This window comes from Stutzerimonas sp. Brlt_14 (assembly GCF_051948915.1).
GTDB classification, from domain to species: domain Bacteria; phylum Pseudomonadota; class Gammaproteobacteria; order Pseudomonadales; family Pseudomonadaceae; genus Stutzerimonas; species Stutzerimonas stutzeri.
Genome location: NZ_JAYJLM010000001.1, coordinates 650,819 through 667,476, shown reverse-complemented (window position 1 = coordinate 667,476; position 16,658 = coordinate 650,819). Strand labels below are relative to the sequence as shown.

The following is a 16,658-nucleotide window of genomic DNA, read 5'->3' as shown; positions in this document are numbered from 1 at the left end:
TCGAGCCATGTACAGCCACAACAGCCTGCCGGGCGTGGCCAGTTCGCTCGGCGCCTCGGCGCTGTTCGCCACGCTGTACTACTACACCACGCTGCTCGAGCCGCTGGACGGCCAGCAGGTCTACGGTTGGCGGATCCTGCTGACCGCACCCTGTCTGGCACTGCTGCTGATCGCCATCGGCCGCTGGGGCGAGGTACGGCAGATTCTTGCGCGCTTGCCCGCCGAGCCGCGGCTGTGGCTGGCGCTGCCATTGTCTTCCGCGCTGGTCGGGCTGCAGCTGTGGCTGTTCATGTGGGCGCCGATCAACGGTCACGGGCTGGATGTCTCGCTGGGCTACTTCCTGCTACCGCTGACCCTGGTGCTCACCGGGCGGCTGCTGTTCGGCGAGGCCATCAGCCGGCTGCAGGGCCTGGCCTGCCTGCTCGCCGCGATCGGAGTCGGCAACGAAATGCTGGGCGCCGCGTCGCTGTCCTGGCCGGTACTGGCGGTTGCGCTCGGCTATCCGTGCTACTTCGCGCTGCGCCGCAGGATGGGCACCGCCAATCTTGGCGGTCTCTGGCTGGACCTGGTGATCAGCCTGCCCGTCGCCGCATTGTTCGCCGTCTCCGACCGCGACACCTTGCAGCTGCTGAGCGCCAGCCCGCGGCTGCTGGTGCTGATCGCCGGCCTCGGTGCGCTCAGCGCGTTGGCCCTGGCGCTGATGATCGTCGCCGGCAAACACCTGAACCTGACCCTGTTCGGCCTGCTCAGCTACGTCGAGCCGGTATTGCTGGTGGTGGTGGCCCTGCTGCTCGGAGAAAGCATCGCTGCGTCGCAATGGCTGACCTACGGCGCAATCTGGTCGGCCATCGCCGTGCTGGTGTTGGAGGGCGCGCGGGCACTGCGGCGTGCCCGGAGGTAGCGCCGGTGCGCTACGCCGAGCCGGGGGCAGTGGCTGCGAGCTGACCGGGCGCAGGGCGGAAAAGCTGCGTAGCGGTTTGCACCGGACCTGGCTCGCGGGCGGTCGTTAGACGAGCTGCTGCACCGCCAGCCCGGCGACCACCGCCAGCGCCAGCGCACCTACCAGCCAGATCAGGCGGTTCGATCTGCGAGGGCTTTCGGCGGCTGTGGTCGTGGTCGCCGCCGCGACATGCAGCGGGTTCGGCGTAGCCGGACGCGGGCGCGCGGGCTTGGGCTGAGGCGCGGGCAGATCGGCGGCGCGAACGAATACCGTGGCGTCCTCGTCGACGACTTCCGGCGCACTGACCTTGGGCCCGATCACCAGCAGGGTGGTGTTGCCCAGCTGAATCTGATCGCCCGGCTGCAGCACCGCGGTGCTGACCTTCTGCCGGTTGACCAGCACGCCGTTGGCCGAGGCGAGGTCCTTCACCTCCAGCACGTCGCCATTGAGAAAGAATTCGGCATGGCGGCGCGACAGCTCGGCATCGCTGAAGCAGAGCTCGCACTTCACCGAGCGGCCGAAGGTCATGGAGCCGGTGATGTGATACTTGTGCCCCTGGTTCTCGCCCTTCACCACCTGCAACAGCCAGCGCGGTGCCGCGGCCACCTTGGCGCCGACCTTGGCCGGATCGACGATCTGCAGCTCGAGCGTGCCCAGCCGGAGGCGGTCGCCGGAGCGGATCTGGTAGCGCTCGCCGACCTTCTCGTCGTTGACATAGGTGCCGCCGGCAGTTCCCAGGTCGGTGAGGTAGTAGAAGCGGTTTTCCAGCAGCAGTTCGGCATGGAACGGTTCTATCCCGGCATCGCTCACGACCAGTTTGTTGCTGCGGTCGGAGCCGAGGGTGAAACGTTCATCGGCCAGCCAGACGGGGCTCTGGCGATTGTCAACGAAATGAATCCTGAGCATGTCTGAACAACCCTGAGCAGAGTGGCGATCGGGCCCGGACCGGGCAATCGCCTGTGTTTATTGGTTGAAGATCCGGTTCCACAGGCGCTTGACCGGGTTGGCCGGCGCCTGGGACGTCTGGGTGGTGGCTGGCGTGGTGCGTGGCGCGCTGGCTGCGGTGCGCGCTACCGGACGCGGTGCGCGGGCCTTGGCGACCCGGCGCGCATGGGCGTCGTGCAGCGCGAGCAGCGGCGCGTATTGCGGCGCGGCCTCCAGACCCTGCTGGATGTATTCCAGTGCCAGGGCGTACTCGCGCCGGTCATAGGCCGCTTCGGCAAGCTCGACATAGCGTTCGCTGACGCGCGTCAGCCCGTCCAGCGCGGCCTGGTTGTCCGGCAGCCAGCCCAGCACGCGCTGGTAGTAATGCACGGCGCTGTCTTCGGCCGGCTCCAGCAGCTGATCGCTGGCCAGCCGCTGCGCCGCCAGCTCCAGGGCTTCGGCGATGCGTGCATCGAGCACGCGGCGCAGGCCATCGAGCGCTTCGGCGTTGTCGGCATCCAGGCGCAGGGCCTGACGGAAATAGAAGTCGGCGTTATCGAGCGCGGGCGTGGTCAGCTGACCGGCGGCCAGCCGCGACTCGGCGCGGCCGAGCAGGTCGCTGATACGGCTGTACTGCCACCACTGGTAACCGCCGAACCCCAGGACGGCCACCGTGGCCACCATGGCGGCGCCGATCGCCGCCCAGCGGCCGAGGCCGCGCCCGCGACGCCGGCGACGGCGGCCGGGCTTGGCCTCGAGGGTGATCGCCGGCGCGATGCGGGTCTGGTCCATGTCCGGCTCGGTGAGGGTGTCGATAGCGGCCAGCAGTTCGCGACAGCTGGCGAAGCGCTCGTCCGGTTGCTTGGCCAGCATGCGGTCGAGCAGGGGTTGGTAGGGCGCCAGCGCCGGTGGCAACTGCGGCAGTGGCATCTGCACGTGGTTGAGCACGGTTTGCGGATAGCTGCTGGCGCGAAACGGGTTGGTCCCGGTGAGCATCTCGGCAAGGATCACGCCGAGGCTGTAAATGTCGCTGCGGGCGTCCAGTGGCTGGCACTGGGCCTGTTCCGGGCTGCTGTAGGCCGGGCTGCCGACGGCGATACCGAAATGCGTGAGCTCGTTGTCCAGTTCCACTGCCTTGGCCACACCGAAGTCGGTGAGCACCACGCTGCCATCGTCGCGAAAGAGGATGTTGGCCGGCTTCACGTCGCGGTGGACCAGCCCGCCGTCATGCACCACCGCGAGGCCGCCGGCCAGCTGGCGAATGATGTCCAGAGCCCGCGACGGCGAGAAAACGATGCCGCGATGCTGCGCCAGGTCGCCGCCGCCGAGGTATTCCATGGCCAGGTAATGGCGGCCATCGGCGATCTGGCCGATGTCGTGGATGGTGATGATGGCCGGATGGCGCAGCGAGGCGACGATGTGGCCTTCCTGGATGAAGCGTTCGGTGAAGGCCGCATCCTCGGTGCGCAGCAGCACCTTGACTGCCACCTCACGATCCAGGGACAGCTGGGTGGCGAGGTAGACCTCCGCCATGCCGCCCTTGCCGAGTCGTTTGTGCAGGCGATAGCCGGGAATTTCTAGCATCCGATGCGTCATGGATAAGCTCGTGCCTGGTTACGACTTGAGGGGTTTCAACAGCATGTTGATGAAGCGGCGGCCGCGCGATTCGGTCGCCTGGGGTTGCGCGGTACGGCCGATCACGATGCAGGAAATGTTATCGCGACCGCCATGCGCATTGGCCTGCTCGATCAACTGTTCCACCAGGTTTTCGAGCGTGTCGGCAAAGGTGCAGCTGGCCTGGATCTGCGCATCGGTCAGCTCGTTGGTCAAACCGTCGCTGCACAGCAGCAGCAGCTCATCAGGCTTCAGGCTGCCAGCGGCGATGCCCACCTCCAACGGTGTCTCGCGGCCCAGGCAGCGCAGAATGATATTGCGCCAGGCGTGGCCCTGGGCAGCGGCGGGTTCGAGCTCGCCGGCGTCGATCATCATCTGCACCCAGCTGTGGTCGCGGGTGAGCTGTGCGATGCCGTCGGCGCTGACCAGATAGGCGCGGCTGTCACCGACCCAGGCCAGTTCGAAATCGCTGCCGTTGAAGTGCGCCGCCACCAGCGTGGTGCCCATGCCGTCATCGGTGGCGGCTTCCAGCACCGCCTGGTTGGCCAGATGGACCGCCGTTTCCAGCGGTTCGCCATCCTCCACGGCCTGACGCAAGGCCACCAGCGCCAGGCTGCTGGCCACCTCGCCGCACTGGTGCCCACCCATACCGTCGGCGATCGCCCAGAGTCCCAGCGTCGGCGCGCAGAGCAGCGCGTCTTCGTTATGGCTGCGCCTGCGCCCGGGCGAACTGTTTCCGGCGTAGTCCAGCAAGGAGTCGGAGAGGGTAGGTTGCATGCGTGGGCCCGCTGCGGCATGACATCGAGCAAGCATGATGCGTTGGGCCCGGGAGGCTGTCATCGGCTGGCAGCGGGGCAAGCGCAAAACTGTTAACTCGCGCAAAGGAGGGCAATGTCCCGCTGGCTGTGTTCCGGCTTTCGCGACCCGCTGATCGGGCGGCTTTGCCTGATCGACGGAACGCGAAGGAGGCGTTTCGAAAGCGCTATCGGCTGAGCTCGTACGCACACATGTTGACCGTGGCGGCCAGATTCAGCGATTCGATGGCGCCGCAACCGGGGATGGTGAATGGCCGGGCGCCGAGTGCATTCAGCTGGTCGCGGGGCACGCCGCGGGCTTCATTGCCGAACAGGTAGCATTCGAAGGTTGTGAAAGCCGTCGATTGCACAGGCTCACCCTGCATATCCAGGCAGGCGATGCGGGCAAAGCGCGTGCGCAACGAATCCAGTGCCACATCCAGTTCCATCGGCGCATGGAAGATGGCGCCCATGCTCGAGCGCACGACCTTGGGGTTGTACGGGTCGACGCTGCCGGGGCTGAGCAGGCAGCGGAAGTTGCCGAACCAGGCCAGCGTGCGCAGGATGGTGCCGAGGTTGCCCGGGTCCTGGATTTCATGCAGGTAGATGGCGCGTTCGCCTGCGACAGGTGCCGCGACAGGCGCATCCGGCATCGGCACCAGTGCCACGATGCCTTGCGGGGTCTTGGTATCGGCGATCTGCGCCATCTGGCGGTCACTGATCAGGTGGGTCTTGAACGGGCTCTGCCATTGTTCGTAGGCATTGGTCACATACAGCTCGCTGCGCTGCAGCAGCGGGTTGAGCAGGGCCGCTTTCTGCAGCTCCAGCACCAGATGCTCGCCCTCCACCAGAAAGCGCCCGAACTCGGCCCGGTACTTTTTCTGGTGCAGCTTTTTGATGTCGTCGAATTTCATCAAGGCGGCGCTCAGTGGCTCTGCACGGCGGTCTGCTCCGCTTCCGCCAGCATCGCCTTGGCCAGCGCCTCGGCGACCTTGATGCCGTCCACGCCCGCCGAGAGGATGCCGCCGGCGTAACCCGCGCCTTCGCCGGCCGGATACAGGCCGCGCAGGTTGAGGCTCTGTAGTGTTTCGCTGTCGCGGGTGATGCGTACCGGCGAGGAGGTGCGGGTCTCGATGCCGGTGAGCACCGCGTCAGCGCGATCGAACCCGCGGATCTGCTTGCCGAAGGCCGGCAGCGCTTCGCGGATCGCCTCGATGGCATATTCCGGCAGCGAGGGCGCCAGATCGCCCAGGCGCACGCCCGGTTTGTAGGACGGCTCGACCTCGCCGAACTCGGTCGACGGCACGCCGCGAATGAAGTCGCCCACCAGTTGCCCGGGCGCGCAGTAGTCGCTGCCGCCCAGCTCGTAGGCGCGCGATTCCAGACGCTCCTGCAGCTCCACGCCGGCCAGCGCATCACCGGGGAAATCCTGCTCTGGGTTGATGCCGACGACGATGCCGGCGTTGGCATTGCGCTCGTTGCGCGAGTACTGGCTCATGCCGTTGGTCACCACGCGTCCCGGCTCCGACGTGGCGGCCACCACGGTGCCGCCCGGGCACATGCAGAAGCTGTAGACCGCTCGGCCGTTCTTGGCGTGGTACACCAGTTTGTAGTCCGCGGCGCCCAGCTCCGGATGGCCGGCGTACTTGCCCAGACGGGCCTGGTCGATCATGCCCTGCGGATGCTCGATGCGGAAACCGATGGCAAACGGCTTGGCTTCGATATGCACGCCCTGGCGATGCAGCATACGGAAGGTGTCGCGGGAGCTGTGACCCAGGGCCAGCACCACATGCCGGCTGCGAAGTGTCTCGCCATTGGCCAGCACCACGCCTTCGAGCTGGCCATCCTCGATCACGAGATCGGTGACCCTGGTCTCGAAGCGTACCTCGCCGCCGAGGGCGATGATTTCCTCGCGCATCGCGGCAACCACGCCGGTGAGGCGGAAGGTGCCGATATGCGGCTTGCTGACGTACATGATCTCTTCCGGCGCGCCGGCGCGGACGAATTCGTGCATCACCTTGCGCGCGTAGAACTTCGGATCCTTGATCTGGCTGTAGAGCTTGCCGTCGGAGAACAGACCGGCACCGCCTTCGCCGAATTGCACGTTGGATTCCGGCGTCAGGGTCTTCTTGCGCCACAGCGCCCAGGTGTCCTTGGTGCGGCGGCGCACATCCTTGCCGCGCTCAAGCACGATGGGCCTGAAGCCCATCTGTGCCAGCAGCAGCGCGGCGAACAGCCCACAGGGGCCGAAGCCCACCACCAGCGGCCGCTCGGTCAGATCCGCTGGCGCCTGACCGACCGGGTAGTAGCGGGTATCCGGCGCCGGACGCACGTGGTTGTCGTCGGCGAAGCGCGCCAGGACTGCCGCCTCGTCACGAACCTCGACGTCGAGGATGTAGATGAACAGGATGACGCTGTTCTTCTTGCGCGCATCGTAGCTGCGCTTGAACACGCTGAAGTTCAGCAGGTCGGCGTCACTGATGTTCAGACGCTTGACGATGGCCTCGCGCAGCGCATCGGCGGAATGATCGAGGGGCAGGGACAGTTCGGTGATGCGAATCATGGCGGTAATCCTGGCCGGTGACTCCGGCAGAGGAAGCAACGAGAGGGAGCGTGAGGCGCGGATTGTACCGGCGGCAAGCACGCCTGTCAGGCGGCGCCTACGCGGTTCCCCCGGGGCAGGTGCTGCGCCCGGCGCCCGCGGCCCGGCATTATCGGCTTATAATCGCCGCCAATTTGCCCGACAGTTGCGCAGGGTCCTGCCTGTTGGCGCGCGTCTTACCTTGATTCTCCGTGGTTGGCTCTATCATGAAACGATCCAAAAGCAGCCGTCGTTGGCTGGATGAACACGTCAACGATCCCTTCGTCAAACGCGCGCAGAAGGATGGCTTGCGCTCGCGCTCCAGCTACAAGCTGATCGAGCTGAACGAGAAGGACAAACTGATACGCCCCGGCATGCTGGTCATGGATCTCGGTTCCGCGCCTGGCGGCTGGTCGCAGGTGGCCGGCGGAATCGTCGGCGAGAAGGGCAGGGTGCTGGCCACCGACATCCTGCCGATGGGCGGGCTGGATAACGTCGATTTCGTTCAGGGCGACTTCACCGAGGACGCCGTGTTCCAGCAGATTCTCGACATGCTCGACGGCCGGCAGCCCGACCTGATCGTGTCCGACATCGCGCCGAACATCAGCGGCGTCGCCGCTGCCGACCAGGCCGCCTCGATGTACCTGGTGGAACTCACCCTCGACATGGTTCGCCAGGTGCTCAAGCCCGGCGGCAATTACGTGGTCAAGGTGTTCCAGGGCGAAGGCTCCGACGAGTTCCTCAAGGACGTGCGCAGCTCGTTCGAGAAGGTGGTGATCCGCAAGCCGGAGGCGTCGCGCCCGCGTTCGCGGGAGGTCTATCTGGTGGCCAAAGGCTTCAAGGGCTAGCGATTCGGCGTCACGCAAAGGCGGGTCCGAAGGCCGGCTGCCGCTGTTGAGCGTTCTGGCGGTGCGGTCTTGAGGAATGCGGATGCGCTTGTCGATCCCTTCTCATCCATGATTTTTCAGTTCCTCGCGTCTCCGCGCCATAGTCGATGGCGTCGAGTCGCGTAGGTAGGCGGCGTAGCCCTTCTTCCCTGGCCATCGGCGGCAACTTCGAAGCTGCCCGGTTGGCCATTCCATCCAGCCAGATGACCTCCCCGCCAGCGCCGCGGCGAGCTCAGCGCGCCATATGCCATGCCGCGCTACTCGTGGGCATCGGGCGCAGAAAAGATTGTATACAATCTTTGACCATTCACATCTTCCTTGTATACAGTTGGCTTTCCATCCACCCGGCTTGCGGTTGAGTATCGGCAAGCCCTCCATGCACCTGGAGAACCATGGCAAGCACAACGTACTACGTCCCCAAGGGCGGACATCCCGAGCAGACTCAACTGCTGACCGATCGTGCAATGTTCACCGAAGCCTATGCAGTCATTCCCAAGGGCGTGCTGCGAGACATCGTCACCAGCCATCTGCCCTTCTGGGACAACATGCGCATGTGGGTGCTGTCCCGTCCGCTTTCCGGCTTCGCCGAAACCTTTTCCCAGTACATCGTGGAGCTTGGCGCCGGCGGCGGCAGTGACCGGCCGGAGCATGACCCGAACGCCGAGGGCGTGCTGTTCGTCGTGGACGGAGAGTTCTCTCTGACGATCGAGGGAACCCTCTACGACATGCGTCCCGGCAGCTATGCGTTCATACCGCCTGCTGCGAAATGGAGCGTGCGCAACACCGGAGCGGCGCCGGTACGTTTCCACTGGATCCGCAAGGGCTATCAGGCCGTCGAAGGCTTGCCCTACCCGGAGGCCTTCGTGACCAACGAGAACGATATCGAGCCGATCCCCATGCCGGGTACCGATGGCAAATGGGTGACCACGCGCTTCGTCGACATGAGCGACATGCGCCACGACATGCACGTCAACATCGTCACGTTCGAGCCGGGTGCGGTTATCCCCTTCGCTGAAACCCACGTGATGGAACATGGCCTCTACGTCCTGGAAGGCAAGGCGGTGTATCGCTTGAATCAGGATTGGGTCGAGGTCGAGGCGGGCGACTACATGTGGCTGCGCGCGTTCTGTCCGCAGGCCTGCTATTCCGGGGGGCCGGGCAAGTTCCGCTACCTGCTGTACAAGGATGTGAACCGACACATGGACCTGGGTCGTTTCAACCAGCGGGCCTGACCTCCAGTGCCTTCGCGAGCGGCGAAGGCACCCCTGCCTGCCCTCGCGCGCAAACGCTCTGCTGCGCCTATGCGCGCAGCGGGCTAGCCGATCCGCTGCAGGAACCGTTCGATCCGCTCCAGCACCTGTTCCGGTTGCTCTCGATGCGGAACATGGCCCACCCCCGAAAGCAGCGCCTGTTCGACCTGACCGCTGGCGTGGTCGGCGATCAGCTGCGGGTGGCGTTCGGAGCCGAACTCATCGTCATCGCCATGGATGGCAAGGCTCGGACAGCCGACTGCAGGCAGCGCGTGGGCCAGCGTCCATGTGGCGAAATCCGGCGCCAGCCAGGTATCGATCCAGGCGCTCAGGACCCAGTCACTGCGCTCGCCGTGATAGCGGCGCAGACGTTCGCGTTGCGCGGGGTCGGCGAACCAGGCCCTGGCCTGGCGGATGCCTGAGAGCGTGCGCTGTTCGACGAAGGTAACCGCCGACATCGTGATCATCGCCTGGCAGGCTTCGGGATACCGCGCGGCGCAATGCACGGCCATGCTGCCACCGACGCTGTGTCCGAGCACCACGAAGCGCTCGATACCCAGATGTTCCAGCACGCAGGCGAAGCCATGCGCGGCTTCATCTTCGACGAAAGTCGGCGCGGGTGGGGCAGTCAAGCGGTCGGAGCGGCCGAAGCCCAGCCGGTCATAGGCGACCACTGTTCGGCCGGTGGCATTGGCGAGGGCGGATGGGAAGTCTTTCCATTGTTCGATACAGCCGAGCGACTCGTGCAACAGCAGGATCGGGGCGTGGTTCGGGCGCAGCGCGTCGCGCTCCGGGAACCAGCTGCGGACGAACATCCGGCCGTGGCTGCCGTCGATCCACAGATCGGTCGGGCCGTCGCCGAGCAGGGTGCTGATGGTCATGGCGCTTTCCTGGAGCGGGGCGGAAGGCATAGCTGTACTGTTCTTTTACGTAAACGTCAACATGCGCGGATGAATGTATCGGCCATGACGCCTCGGCTCAAACGCACCGGGTGTGGCACAGACCGGAAAAAGAAACGGGCGTCGCGGTCAGTTCAGATGGCGCTGGAACCAGGCAATGGTGCGTTGCCACGCCAGCTCGGCTGCCGGCTCGTCGTAACGCGGCGTGCTGTCGTTGTGAAAGCCGTGGTGGGTGCCGGGGTAGATATAGGCCTCGTAGGGCTTGCCGGCGGCCTTGAGTGCGGCTTCGTAGGCGGGCCAGGTTTCGTTGACGCGCTCGTCCTGTTCGGCGAAGTGGAACAGCAGCGGCGCGCGGATCTTCTCCACATCCGCCGGGTCCGCCTGGCGGCCATAGAACGGCACGGCGGCGCCGAGTTCGGGGTAGGCCACCGATGCGGCGTTCGCCACCCCGCCGCCGTAGCAGAAGCCGGTGATGCCGACTTTGTCGCCGGTGGTCTCGTGGGCCATCAGCCATTCGATGGCGGCGAAGAAGTCGTTCATCAGCTTCTGCGGATCGACCTGAGCCTGCAGTTCGCGGCCCTTGTCGTCGTTGCCGGGGTAGCCGCCGACCGAACTCAGGCCGTCGGGCGCCAGGGCGACGAACCCGGCCTTGGCCACGCGCCGGGCCACGTCTTCGATATAGGGATTGAGGCCACGGTTCTCGTGCACGACGACGATGCCCGGCACCTTGCCCTCGGCCTTGGCCGGGCGCACCAGATAGGCACGGACCTCGCCGTGGCCTCTGGGCGAGGGATAGCGGACATACTCGGCGACGATGTCGGGGTCGGTAAAGGCGATCTGTTGCGCCAGCGCATAGTTGGGCGTGAGCGCGTCGAGCACGGCGACCGCCGTCATGCTGCACAGGGTGAAGGCGGCGGCGCGGTCGAGGAATTCGCGGCGGTTGAGTTTGCCGTGCACGTAGAAATCGTAGAGCTCGAGCAGTTCGGGGGCGAAGTCTCTGGCAGTCAGACGTTCCATCGGCGGCTCCTTCGGTGGGGCGAAAGATGGCAGGGCGGTTGCGCTGGGTGGCAGCAGCCAGTGTAGACAGCCATGTCAGCACCGGTGCGGTTGCTGACGATTTACCGGTTCAGGCCCTGGATTCGCCGTCGCGGCGCGGCGGGCGCGAAGTGGACGGCGGTTCGACGACCGTCAGCAGACCATCCTTGCCCAGATGCAGGCGCAGGTAATCCTCGGCGAGCAGCAGCTGGCCGGCGTAGAGCGCAGCGGCTTCGGCGCGCAGGTCCTCGATCGAATGGCCGCGGCCGACGTGCTTCTGATAGCGCGCGCTGAAGTGGGTCAGCACCAGGTTGGGCAAGCCGACCGCCTGGGCGAAGCGCGCCACGGTGGCGGCCGTGCTGTGGCCGAAGTCGTTGCGGGCGTCGTTGGCCACGGCCTCGGTGTAGGTCGCCTCGTGCACCAGCAGCTGGGCATCGCGGCAGGCTTCGGCCAGCAGGTCGGGACGGTCGTTGTCGCCCCCGACGACGATGCGCCGCGGGCTGCGGCTGAAGCTCAGGTAGTCGTGGCTGCGCAGCACGCGCCCCTCGTGTTCGATGTCGAAGCCGCGCGCCAGCTGGCCCCAGAGCGGGCCGCGCGGCACACCGTCATGTTCCAGACGATCGATGTCCAGCCGCGGATCGGGGCGCGCCTCGCTGAAGCTGTAGCCGTAGCAGGGCACGCGATGGGACAGCTCGGTCGCCTCGATGCGCATGTTCGGGCTGCGCCATTCGTCCAATGTCTCGACCGCATGGAAGTCCAGCTCGTAGCTCAGCCAGCTCTGACTCATGCTCAGGGTGGCGCGTACCCAGGTCTCGATGCCCTGCGGGGCGATGATCGTCAGCGGCGCCTTGCGCCCCATCATGCCTGCGCTGGCCAGCAGGCCGGGCAGGCCGTAACAGTGGTCGCCATGCACATGGGTGATGCAGATCGCGCGCAGGTCGTGCAGCGACAGCGGCGTGCGCAGCAGACGATGCTGGGTGCCCTCGCCGCAGTCGATCAGGTACCAGGCCTTGCCGGTCTCTTCCAGCAGTGCCAGCGCGCTGACGTTGCGCGCGCGGGTCGGGGTGCCGGACGAGGTACCGAGAAAGAGCAGGTCCACGGGCATGTTCTCCAGAGGGGGCTGGCTAGTATGCCGTACGACCGGGGGAGCGGTCCCGGGGTTGCGTCCTCAGGCGCTGCGGGCGAGCTGCTCGTCGATGAAGCGGTCATCGTCGGGGCGGTCCAGCAGGGCAGTCAGCAGACCGCTGGCGCGGTTGACCTCACCACGGTCGATGCAGCCGATGGCCTCGTTGAGCCGCTCGCGCCATTGGGCGTCGGTTGCCGGCGCCGGGGCCGGCGCGATGCCGATCAGCTCGTCCAGGTCCGTGGGCAGGCTGACGATCATGTCATCCAGCGACGGCATTGGTTGTACCGGTGCCGCAACGGGGGCCGGCATTTGGTCAGCACCGTGGCCAAGGTATTCGTCCATGGTCATTTCCGTCACGACTGGCACCTGGCGCTGGAACGGGTTGATGTCCGGGAAGGACGCTTCCGCCCGCTTCACGCCGGCCGGTCGGGCCTCGACCATGATTGCCGCCGTGGCGGCTGCGCTGGCGCGCCGGCGCTGTAGCAGCAGGCCGCCCAACAGGAGCAGCACGGGAAGGGCGAGCAGCCAGGGGCTGGCGAGGCTGTCCGGCTGGACCGTCATAGCGGGCGCGGCAGGCGCAGGAACCGGGGATGCGGGCGCCTGGCGCTCCACGCTGACTTCACGGGGCACCGGCGCCGTGACGACGGCAGATTCCGCAGCGAGCGGGCTGGTCTCGCGTTGCGCCAGGCTCCGCTGTGCTTCGGCAAGCAGGCGATTCTGCGCATCCATCTGCGCCTGCAGGCTCAGCACCTGGGCTTCGAGTTGGCTGAGCACATCCACCAGGCCGCGATCAGCTGTCACTGTCGTCTGCCGCGCGGTGTGCTCGGGAGGAGGTATCGCCGCGTCGGCTTCGCGAGGCGCGGCGGCCACCTGGGTCGTCGGCCTGGGCGTGGCATGTTGCAGTCCGTCCGGCAACAGCAGATCGGCGCCGACCCGCAGGCGGTTGCGGTCACCGCCGATGAAGGCGTCCGGGTTGAGTGCGTAGAGGTCGGCCATCAACGCTTCGTGCGAGCCGACAGCACGGCCTTCAAGCCGCTGGGTGATGGCCCAGAGGCTGTCGCCGGGCTGGATGCGATACCGCGTGCCCTGTTCGACCGCAGGCAGCACGCGAGCGTGCGGCGGTTCCACGGGTGGCGCGCTGACGATGGCCGGTGCTTGCGGCTGGGCACGCGGCAGCGCCGGCAGGTCGGGCTGGTACAGTGGCGGGTCGAGCAGCAGGGTGTACTCGCGCAGCAGCTGGCCGCCCGGCAGGCTGAGCTCGACGATGAAGTTCAGGTACGGCTCGTTCACCGGTGCGGTGGAGCTCACGCGGATACGCTGGCCGCTGCCGTCGAGCGCCGGCACGAAGCTCAGCTTGGCGAGGAAGTCGGGCCGCTCGACTCCGGCGCGGGCAAACACGTCGCTCGGTGCCAGGCGCACCTTGATGTCATCGGCACCCAGTCCGCGCGCGTCAATCAGCTCGATGTCAGCTGTGAGCGGCTCGGCCAGCGCCGAATGCAGACGGATCTCGCCCAGCCCGATGGCGCTGGCCAGGGGCGTGTAGCAGGCGGCGAGCAGGAGCAGGGGCCAAACGGCAAGACGAAAGGACGACATAAACATTCCGGGTGCCAGCAGGGCTGTGGCCGACGGTGCCGTGCAAGGCAGCCGGGCCGTGCGGGGGCTTATGGCAATTCGGCCGGCCCGCAGCGGGCGCTGCAATCATCATGGCTCGTATGATGGCATTTTGCTAGCCACTTCACAGTTTTCGGATCGGCGGCGGCTGATTCACGCGTGCGACACATCAGCTCACAGATGCCGAGGGCACCCCCGACACGGCTAAAGGTTGCTGAAAGCTTTGTTTCGTAGCCTCCAGCTCCCCCGCTGCTTCGGCCGGACAAGAATAAAGAGGAGGTAAGCTGTGTTGACCCTGATTGGTCTGTTGACCATCTGCAGCCTGGTGGTGCTGCTGCTCGTAGGACGGATGGCGCCCATTCTGCCGCTGATTCTCGTACCGCTGGCGGGCGCTTCGCTGGCCGGCTTCGGGCTGGAGGCCATTACCGGGTTCTTCACCGACGGCCTCGGCAAGGTGATCTCCATTGCCACGATGTTCGTCTTCGCCATCACCTTCTTCGGCGTGTTGCAGGACACCGGACTGTTCCGCCCGATCATCGGAACCATGGTGAGGCTGACCCGCGGTAATGTCATCGCCGTAACGGTGGCCACCGCGTTGATCGGCATGCTGGCGCACCTGGACGGCGCGGGCGCGACCACCTTCCTGCTGACCATTCCGGCACTGCTGCCGCTCTATCGCAAGTTGGGCATGAGCCCTTATCTGATGTTGCTGCTGCTGGCGCTCGGTGCAGGCATCTTCAACATGGTTCCCTGGGCCGGCCCGCTGGGGCGGGCCGCGGCGGTGACCGGTATCGAAGTCACCGAACTGTGGCGGCCGCTGATCGCCATTCAGGGCGTCGGCGTGGTTCTGCTGGTGGCGCTCGCTGTCCTGCTTGGTCGGCGGGAGCAGCGGCGTATCGCCTCAGGGGCTGGCGGTGCGGATGCCGGCGTACTGGTCGAAAGCCACCACAGCCTTCACGAACCCACCGAAGAAGAGCGCGCCCTGGAGCGGCCGGGCCGACTCTGGATCAACGGCGGGTTGTTCCTGCTGGTGCTGATCTCGCTGTTCGCCGGCGTGCTGCCGGCCGGCTACATCTTCATGATCGGTCTGTCGCTGGTGCTGCTGATCAACTACCCCGGTGGCAAGGCTCAGATGCAACGCATCGCGGCCCATGCGCCCGCCGCCCTGAGCATGGGCATGATCATTCTGGCAGCGGGCTCCATGCTGGGGATATTCACCGGTACGGGCATGCTGACCTCCATCGCTCAGGATCTGGTGCAGGTCCTGCCCGCCTCGGTTGTGCCCAGCCTGCACATCATCCTTGGCGTCTTCGGCCTGCCGATGGAGCTGATGCTGAGCACCGATGCCTATTACTTCGGCCTGCTGCCGGTGACGCTGGAAGTGGTGGCGAACCATGGCGTGGAGCCCGCCAGCGTGGTCTACGCGATGACCATCGGCAACATCATCGGCACCTTCATCAGCCCGTTCTCGCCCGCGCTCTGGCTTGCGCTTGGCCTGGCCGGTCTGGATCTTGGCCGGCACATCCGCTACTCGCTGTGGTGGATGTGGGGCTTCTCGCTGGTGCTGTTCGCCGTGGCCTGGGCGCTGGGGATGTTCTGAGCCCGTTCGCCGGCCGCGCACCGCACTGCAGCCGTCGACTTGCGTCTGAAGGCCGCCGATGCGGCGCGCATGGGACCCGAGCTTACAGGTACTTGAGCCAGGCGATGTCCCGGCGCCGGGCCTTGAGCTCGGCAAACCAGCGCACGGCCGGGTACAGCGCCACGGCCAGCACAACGGTCCACAACCACAGCGGCCAGACCGCCTCGAAGCCGAAGTGGCTGCCACGGTTCAGGCCCCAGATCGCCACCGCGGCGAGGTAGAGCAGCTTCAGCACGTAAAGGTGCAGCAGGTAGAAGAACATCGGCGCTGCGCCGAACACCGTCAGCGGGCGCAGCCAGGCGCGATCCTGGCGGCGCTCGAAGTGGCGCAGCACAAGCAGGCCGGTGCCCAGGGTCAGGCAGAGGAACAGCAGCGACGGCGGATATTTGGTGATGTTCAGCAGGCTCATCAGTGTCCGCAGTCCATCCTCGCCAACCACCCAGGGCTGCTCGCCGTAACCGTTGATCAGGCGTAGCAGAACGAACAGCAGCAGCGCGGCCCTGCCCCAGTTGGCGAGGTTGTGCTGACGGCGTCCGGCATCGGCGTTGCGTCCGAACCAGGGGCCTGCGGCGTAGCCCAGGGCGATCACGCCGATCCAGGGCAACAGCGGGTAGGAGGTGCGCAGCCGCAGGCTGTCCGAGACCTCGAGCCAGCCGCGATCATGCAGGATGGCCCACGGCAGGTGCATGGGTGATCCGACGGGGAAGTGCAGCGGATCGAGCAGGTTGTGCCCGCCGATGATCAGCAGTCCGAGCAGCACCAGCCACGGGCGTGGCAGCCAGAGCAGCGCCGAGAGGGCGAGCATGCTCAGGCCGATGGCCCAGATCACCTGGAGGTAGATGACCTGCGGCGGGAACTGGAAGGTCCAAGCGAAGTTGACCAGGGTGAACTCGAGCGCCACCAGAAACAGCCCGCGCTTGAGCAGAAAGCTCGACACCGCGTGGCGGCCCTGATGCTTTTCGCCATAGAGGAACGCTGATAACCCGGTCAGGAAGATGAATACCGGTGCGCACAGGTGCGCCAGGGTGCGGCTGAAGAACAGTGCCGGCTCGGTGACCGCCACGTCCATCGGATCCGGCACCTGCATGTGCAGCAGAAAGGTTTCGCGGACATGGTCCAGCAGCATGAACAGAATCACCAGGCCGCGCAGCGCGTCGATGGATTGAAGGCGCGCCGCAACGGGCGAGGTCAGGTCGGGGGCGGGCATGCACGGCTCATGGCAGAAGTTCGCGGACAACGGGCGCGGAGGCCATGAGGACGTGATGCCTCACGGCCAGACTACGGCGGCGCCCGACAAGGTGCGATACGTTATAACAAAAGTGCCGTGCATCCAAACGCCTGTCCGTCCCGCGCGCCGC

14 protein-coding genes are annotated in these 16,658 nt (G+C 66.2%); 4 read left to right on the top strand and 10 right to left on the bottom strand.

Going from position 1 to position 16,658, the window contains the following annotated elements; all coding sequences use genetic code 11:
- The first annotated feature begins 7 nt into the window (after nt 1-7).
- A complete protein-coding gene (gene rarD / locus VF716_RS03255) occupies nt 8-901 on the top strand; it encodes an EamA family transporter RarD (protein ID WP_045158603.1) in 894 nt (297 codons plus the stop codon).
- Nucleotides 902-1,006: 105 nt separating this feature from the next.
- Here rarD and VF716_RS03250 read toward each other — a convergent pair whose 3' ends face one another.
- The 5 genes from VF716_RS03250 to VF716_RS03230 all read right to left on the bottom strand — a co-directional run bounded on the left by VF716_RS03250 (nt 1,007) and on the right by VF716_RS03230 (nt 6,835).
- The gene (locus tag VF716_RS03250; protein ID WP_256043805.1) at nt 1,007-1,846 is read right to left on the bottom strand and encodes an FHA domain-containing protein; all 840 of its coding nucleotides are present in this window, start codon (nt 1,844-1,846) and stop codon (nt 1,007-1,009) included.
- A 57-nt stretch (nt 1,847-1,903) separates the two neighbouring features.
- A complete protein-coding gene (locus VF716_RS03245) occupies nt 1,904-3,460 on the bottom strand; it encodes a serine/threonine-protein kinase (protein ID WP_279641224.1) in 1,557 nt (518 codons plus the stop codon).
- 18 nt (nt 3,461-3,478) lie between these two features.
- Nucleotides 3,479-4,255 (bottom strand): PP2C family protein-serine/threonine phosphatase, encoded by a 777-nt coding sequence (locus tag VF716_RS03240; protein ID WP_014597348.1) that lies wholly within the window; start codon nt 4,253-4,255, stop codon nt 3,479-3,481.
- A 205-nt stretch (nt 4,256-4,460) separates the two neighbouring features.
- Entirely contained in the window at nt 4,461-5,186 is a 726-nt protein-coding gene (locus VF716_RS03235; RefSeq protein WP_151321100.1) for a TrmH family RNA methyltransferase, read from the bottom strand.
- 11 nt (nt 5,187-5,197) lie between these two features.
- Nucleotides 5,198-6,835: an NAD(P)/FAD-dependent oxidoreductase gene (locus VF716_RS03230; protein ID WP_440551759.1), complete on the bottom strand. Its 1,638-nt coding sequence runs from the start codon at nt 6,833-6,835 to the stop codon at nt 5,198-5,200.
- A gap of 245 nt (nt 6,836-7,080) precedes the next feature.
- Here VF716_RS03230 and rlmE point away from each other — a divergent pair, with 245 nt between their 5' ends.
- Both rlmE and VF716_RS03220 read left to right on the top strand, forming a co-directional pair.
- Entirely contained in the window at nt 7,081-7,701 is a 621-nt protein-coding gene (rlmE, locus tag VF716_RS03225; RefSeq protein WP_013983571.1) for a 23S rRNA (uridine(2552)-2'-O)-methyltransferase RlmE, read from the top strand.
- 431 nt (nt 7,702-8,132) lie between these two features.
- A complete protein-coding gene (locus VF716_RS03220) occupies nt 8,133-8,972 on the top strand; it encodes a bifunctional allantoicase/(S)-ureidoglycine aminohydrolase (RefSeq protein ID WP_013983570.1) in 840 nt (279 codons plus the stop codon).
- Nucleotides 8,973-9,055: 83 nt separating this feature from the next.
- On the opposite strand, the gene VF716_RS03215 is transcribed toward VF716_RS03220, so the two are convergent.
- The 4 genes from VF716_RS03215 to VF716_RS03200 all read right to left on the bottom strand — a co-directional run bounded on the left by VF716_RS03215 (nt 9,056) and on the right by VF716_RS03200 (nt 13,643).
- Entirely contained in the window at nt 9,056-9,871 is an 816-nt protein-coding gene (locus VF716_RS03215; RefSeq protein WP_440551754.1) for an alpha/beta fold hydrolase, read from the bottom strand.
- Nucleotides 9,872-10,018: 147 nt separating this feature from the next.
- Nucleotides 10,019-10,906 (bottom strand): YghX family hydrolase, encoded by an 888-nt coding sequence (yghX, locus tag VF716_RS03210; protein WP_440551751.1) that lies wholly within the window; start codon nt 10,904-10,906, stop codon nt 10,019-10,021.
- Between the two features lie 109 nt (nt 10,907-11,015).
- A complete protein-coding gene (locus VF716_RS03205) occupies nt 11,016-12,023 on the bottom strand; it encodes a ribonuclease Z (protein ID WP_185745009.1) in 1,008 nt (335 codons plus the stop codon).
- 69 nt (nt 12,024-12,092) lie between these two features.
- Nucleotides 12,093-13,643: a type IV pilus assembly protein FimV gene (locus tag VF716_RS03200; RefSeq protein WP_440551748.1), complete on the bottom strand. Its 1,551-nt coding sequence runs from the start codon at nt 13,641-13,643 to the stop codon at nt 12,093-12,095.
- A 304-nt stretch (nt 13,644-13,947) separates the two neighbouring features.
- Here VF716_RS03200 and VF716_RS03195 point away from each other — a divergent pair, with 304 nt between their 5' ends.
- Entirely contained in the window at nt 13,948-15,261 is a 1,314-nt protein-coding gene (locus VF716_RS03195; RefSeq protein ID WP_095460536.1) for a CitMHS family transporter, read from the top strand.
- 82 nt (nt 15,262-15,343) lie between these two features.
- Here the strand turns inward: VF716_RS03195 and VF716_RS03190 are convergent, their stop codons facing one another.
- Nucleotides 15,344-16,507 carry a DUF1624 domain-containing protein gene (locus VF716_RS03190; protein ID WP_020306961.1) on the bottom strand — a complete coding sequence of 388 codons (1,164 nt, stop codon included), beginning with the start codon at nt 16,505-16,507 and terminating at the stop codon, nt 15,344-15,346.
- Nucleotides 16,508-16,658: the final 151 nt, after the last annotated feature.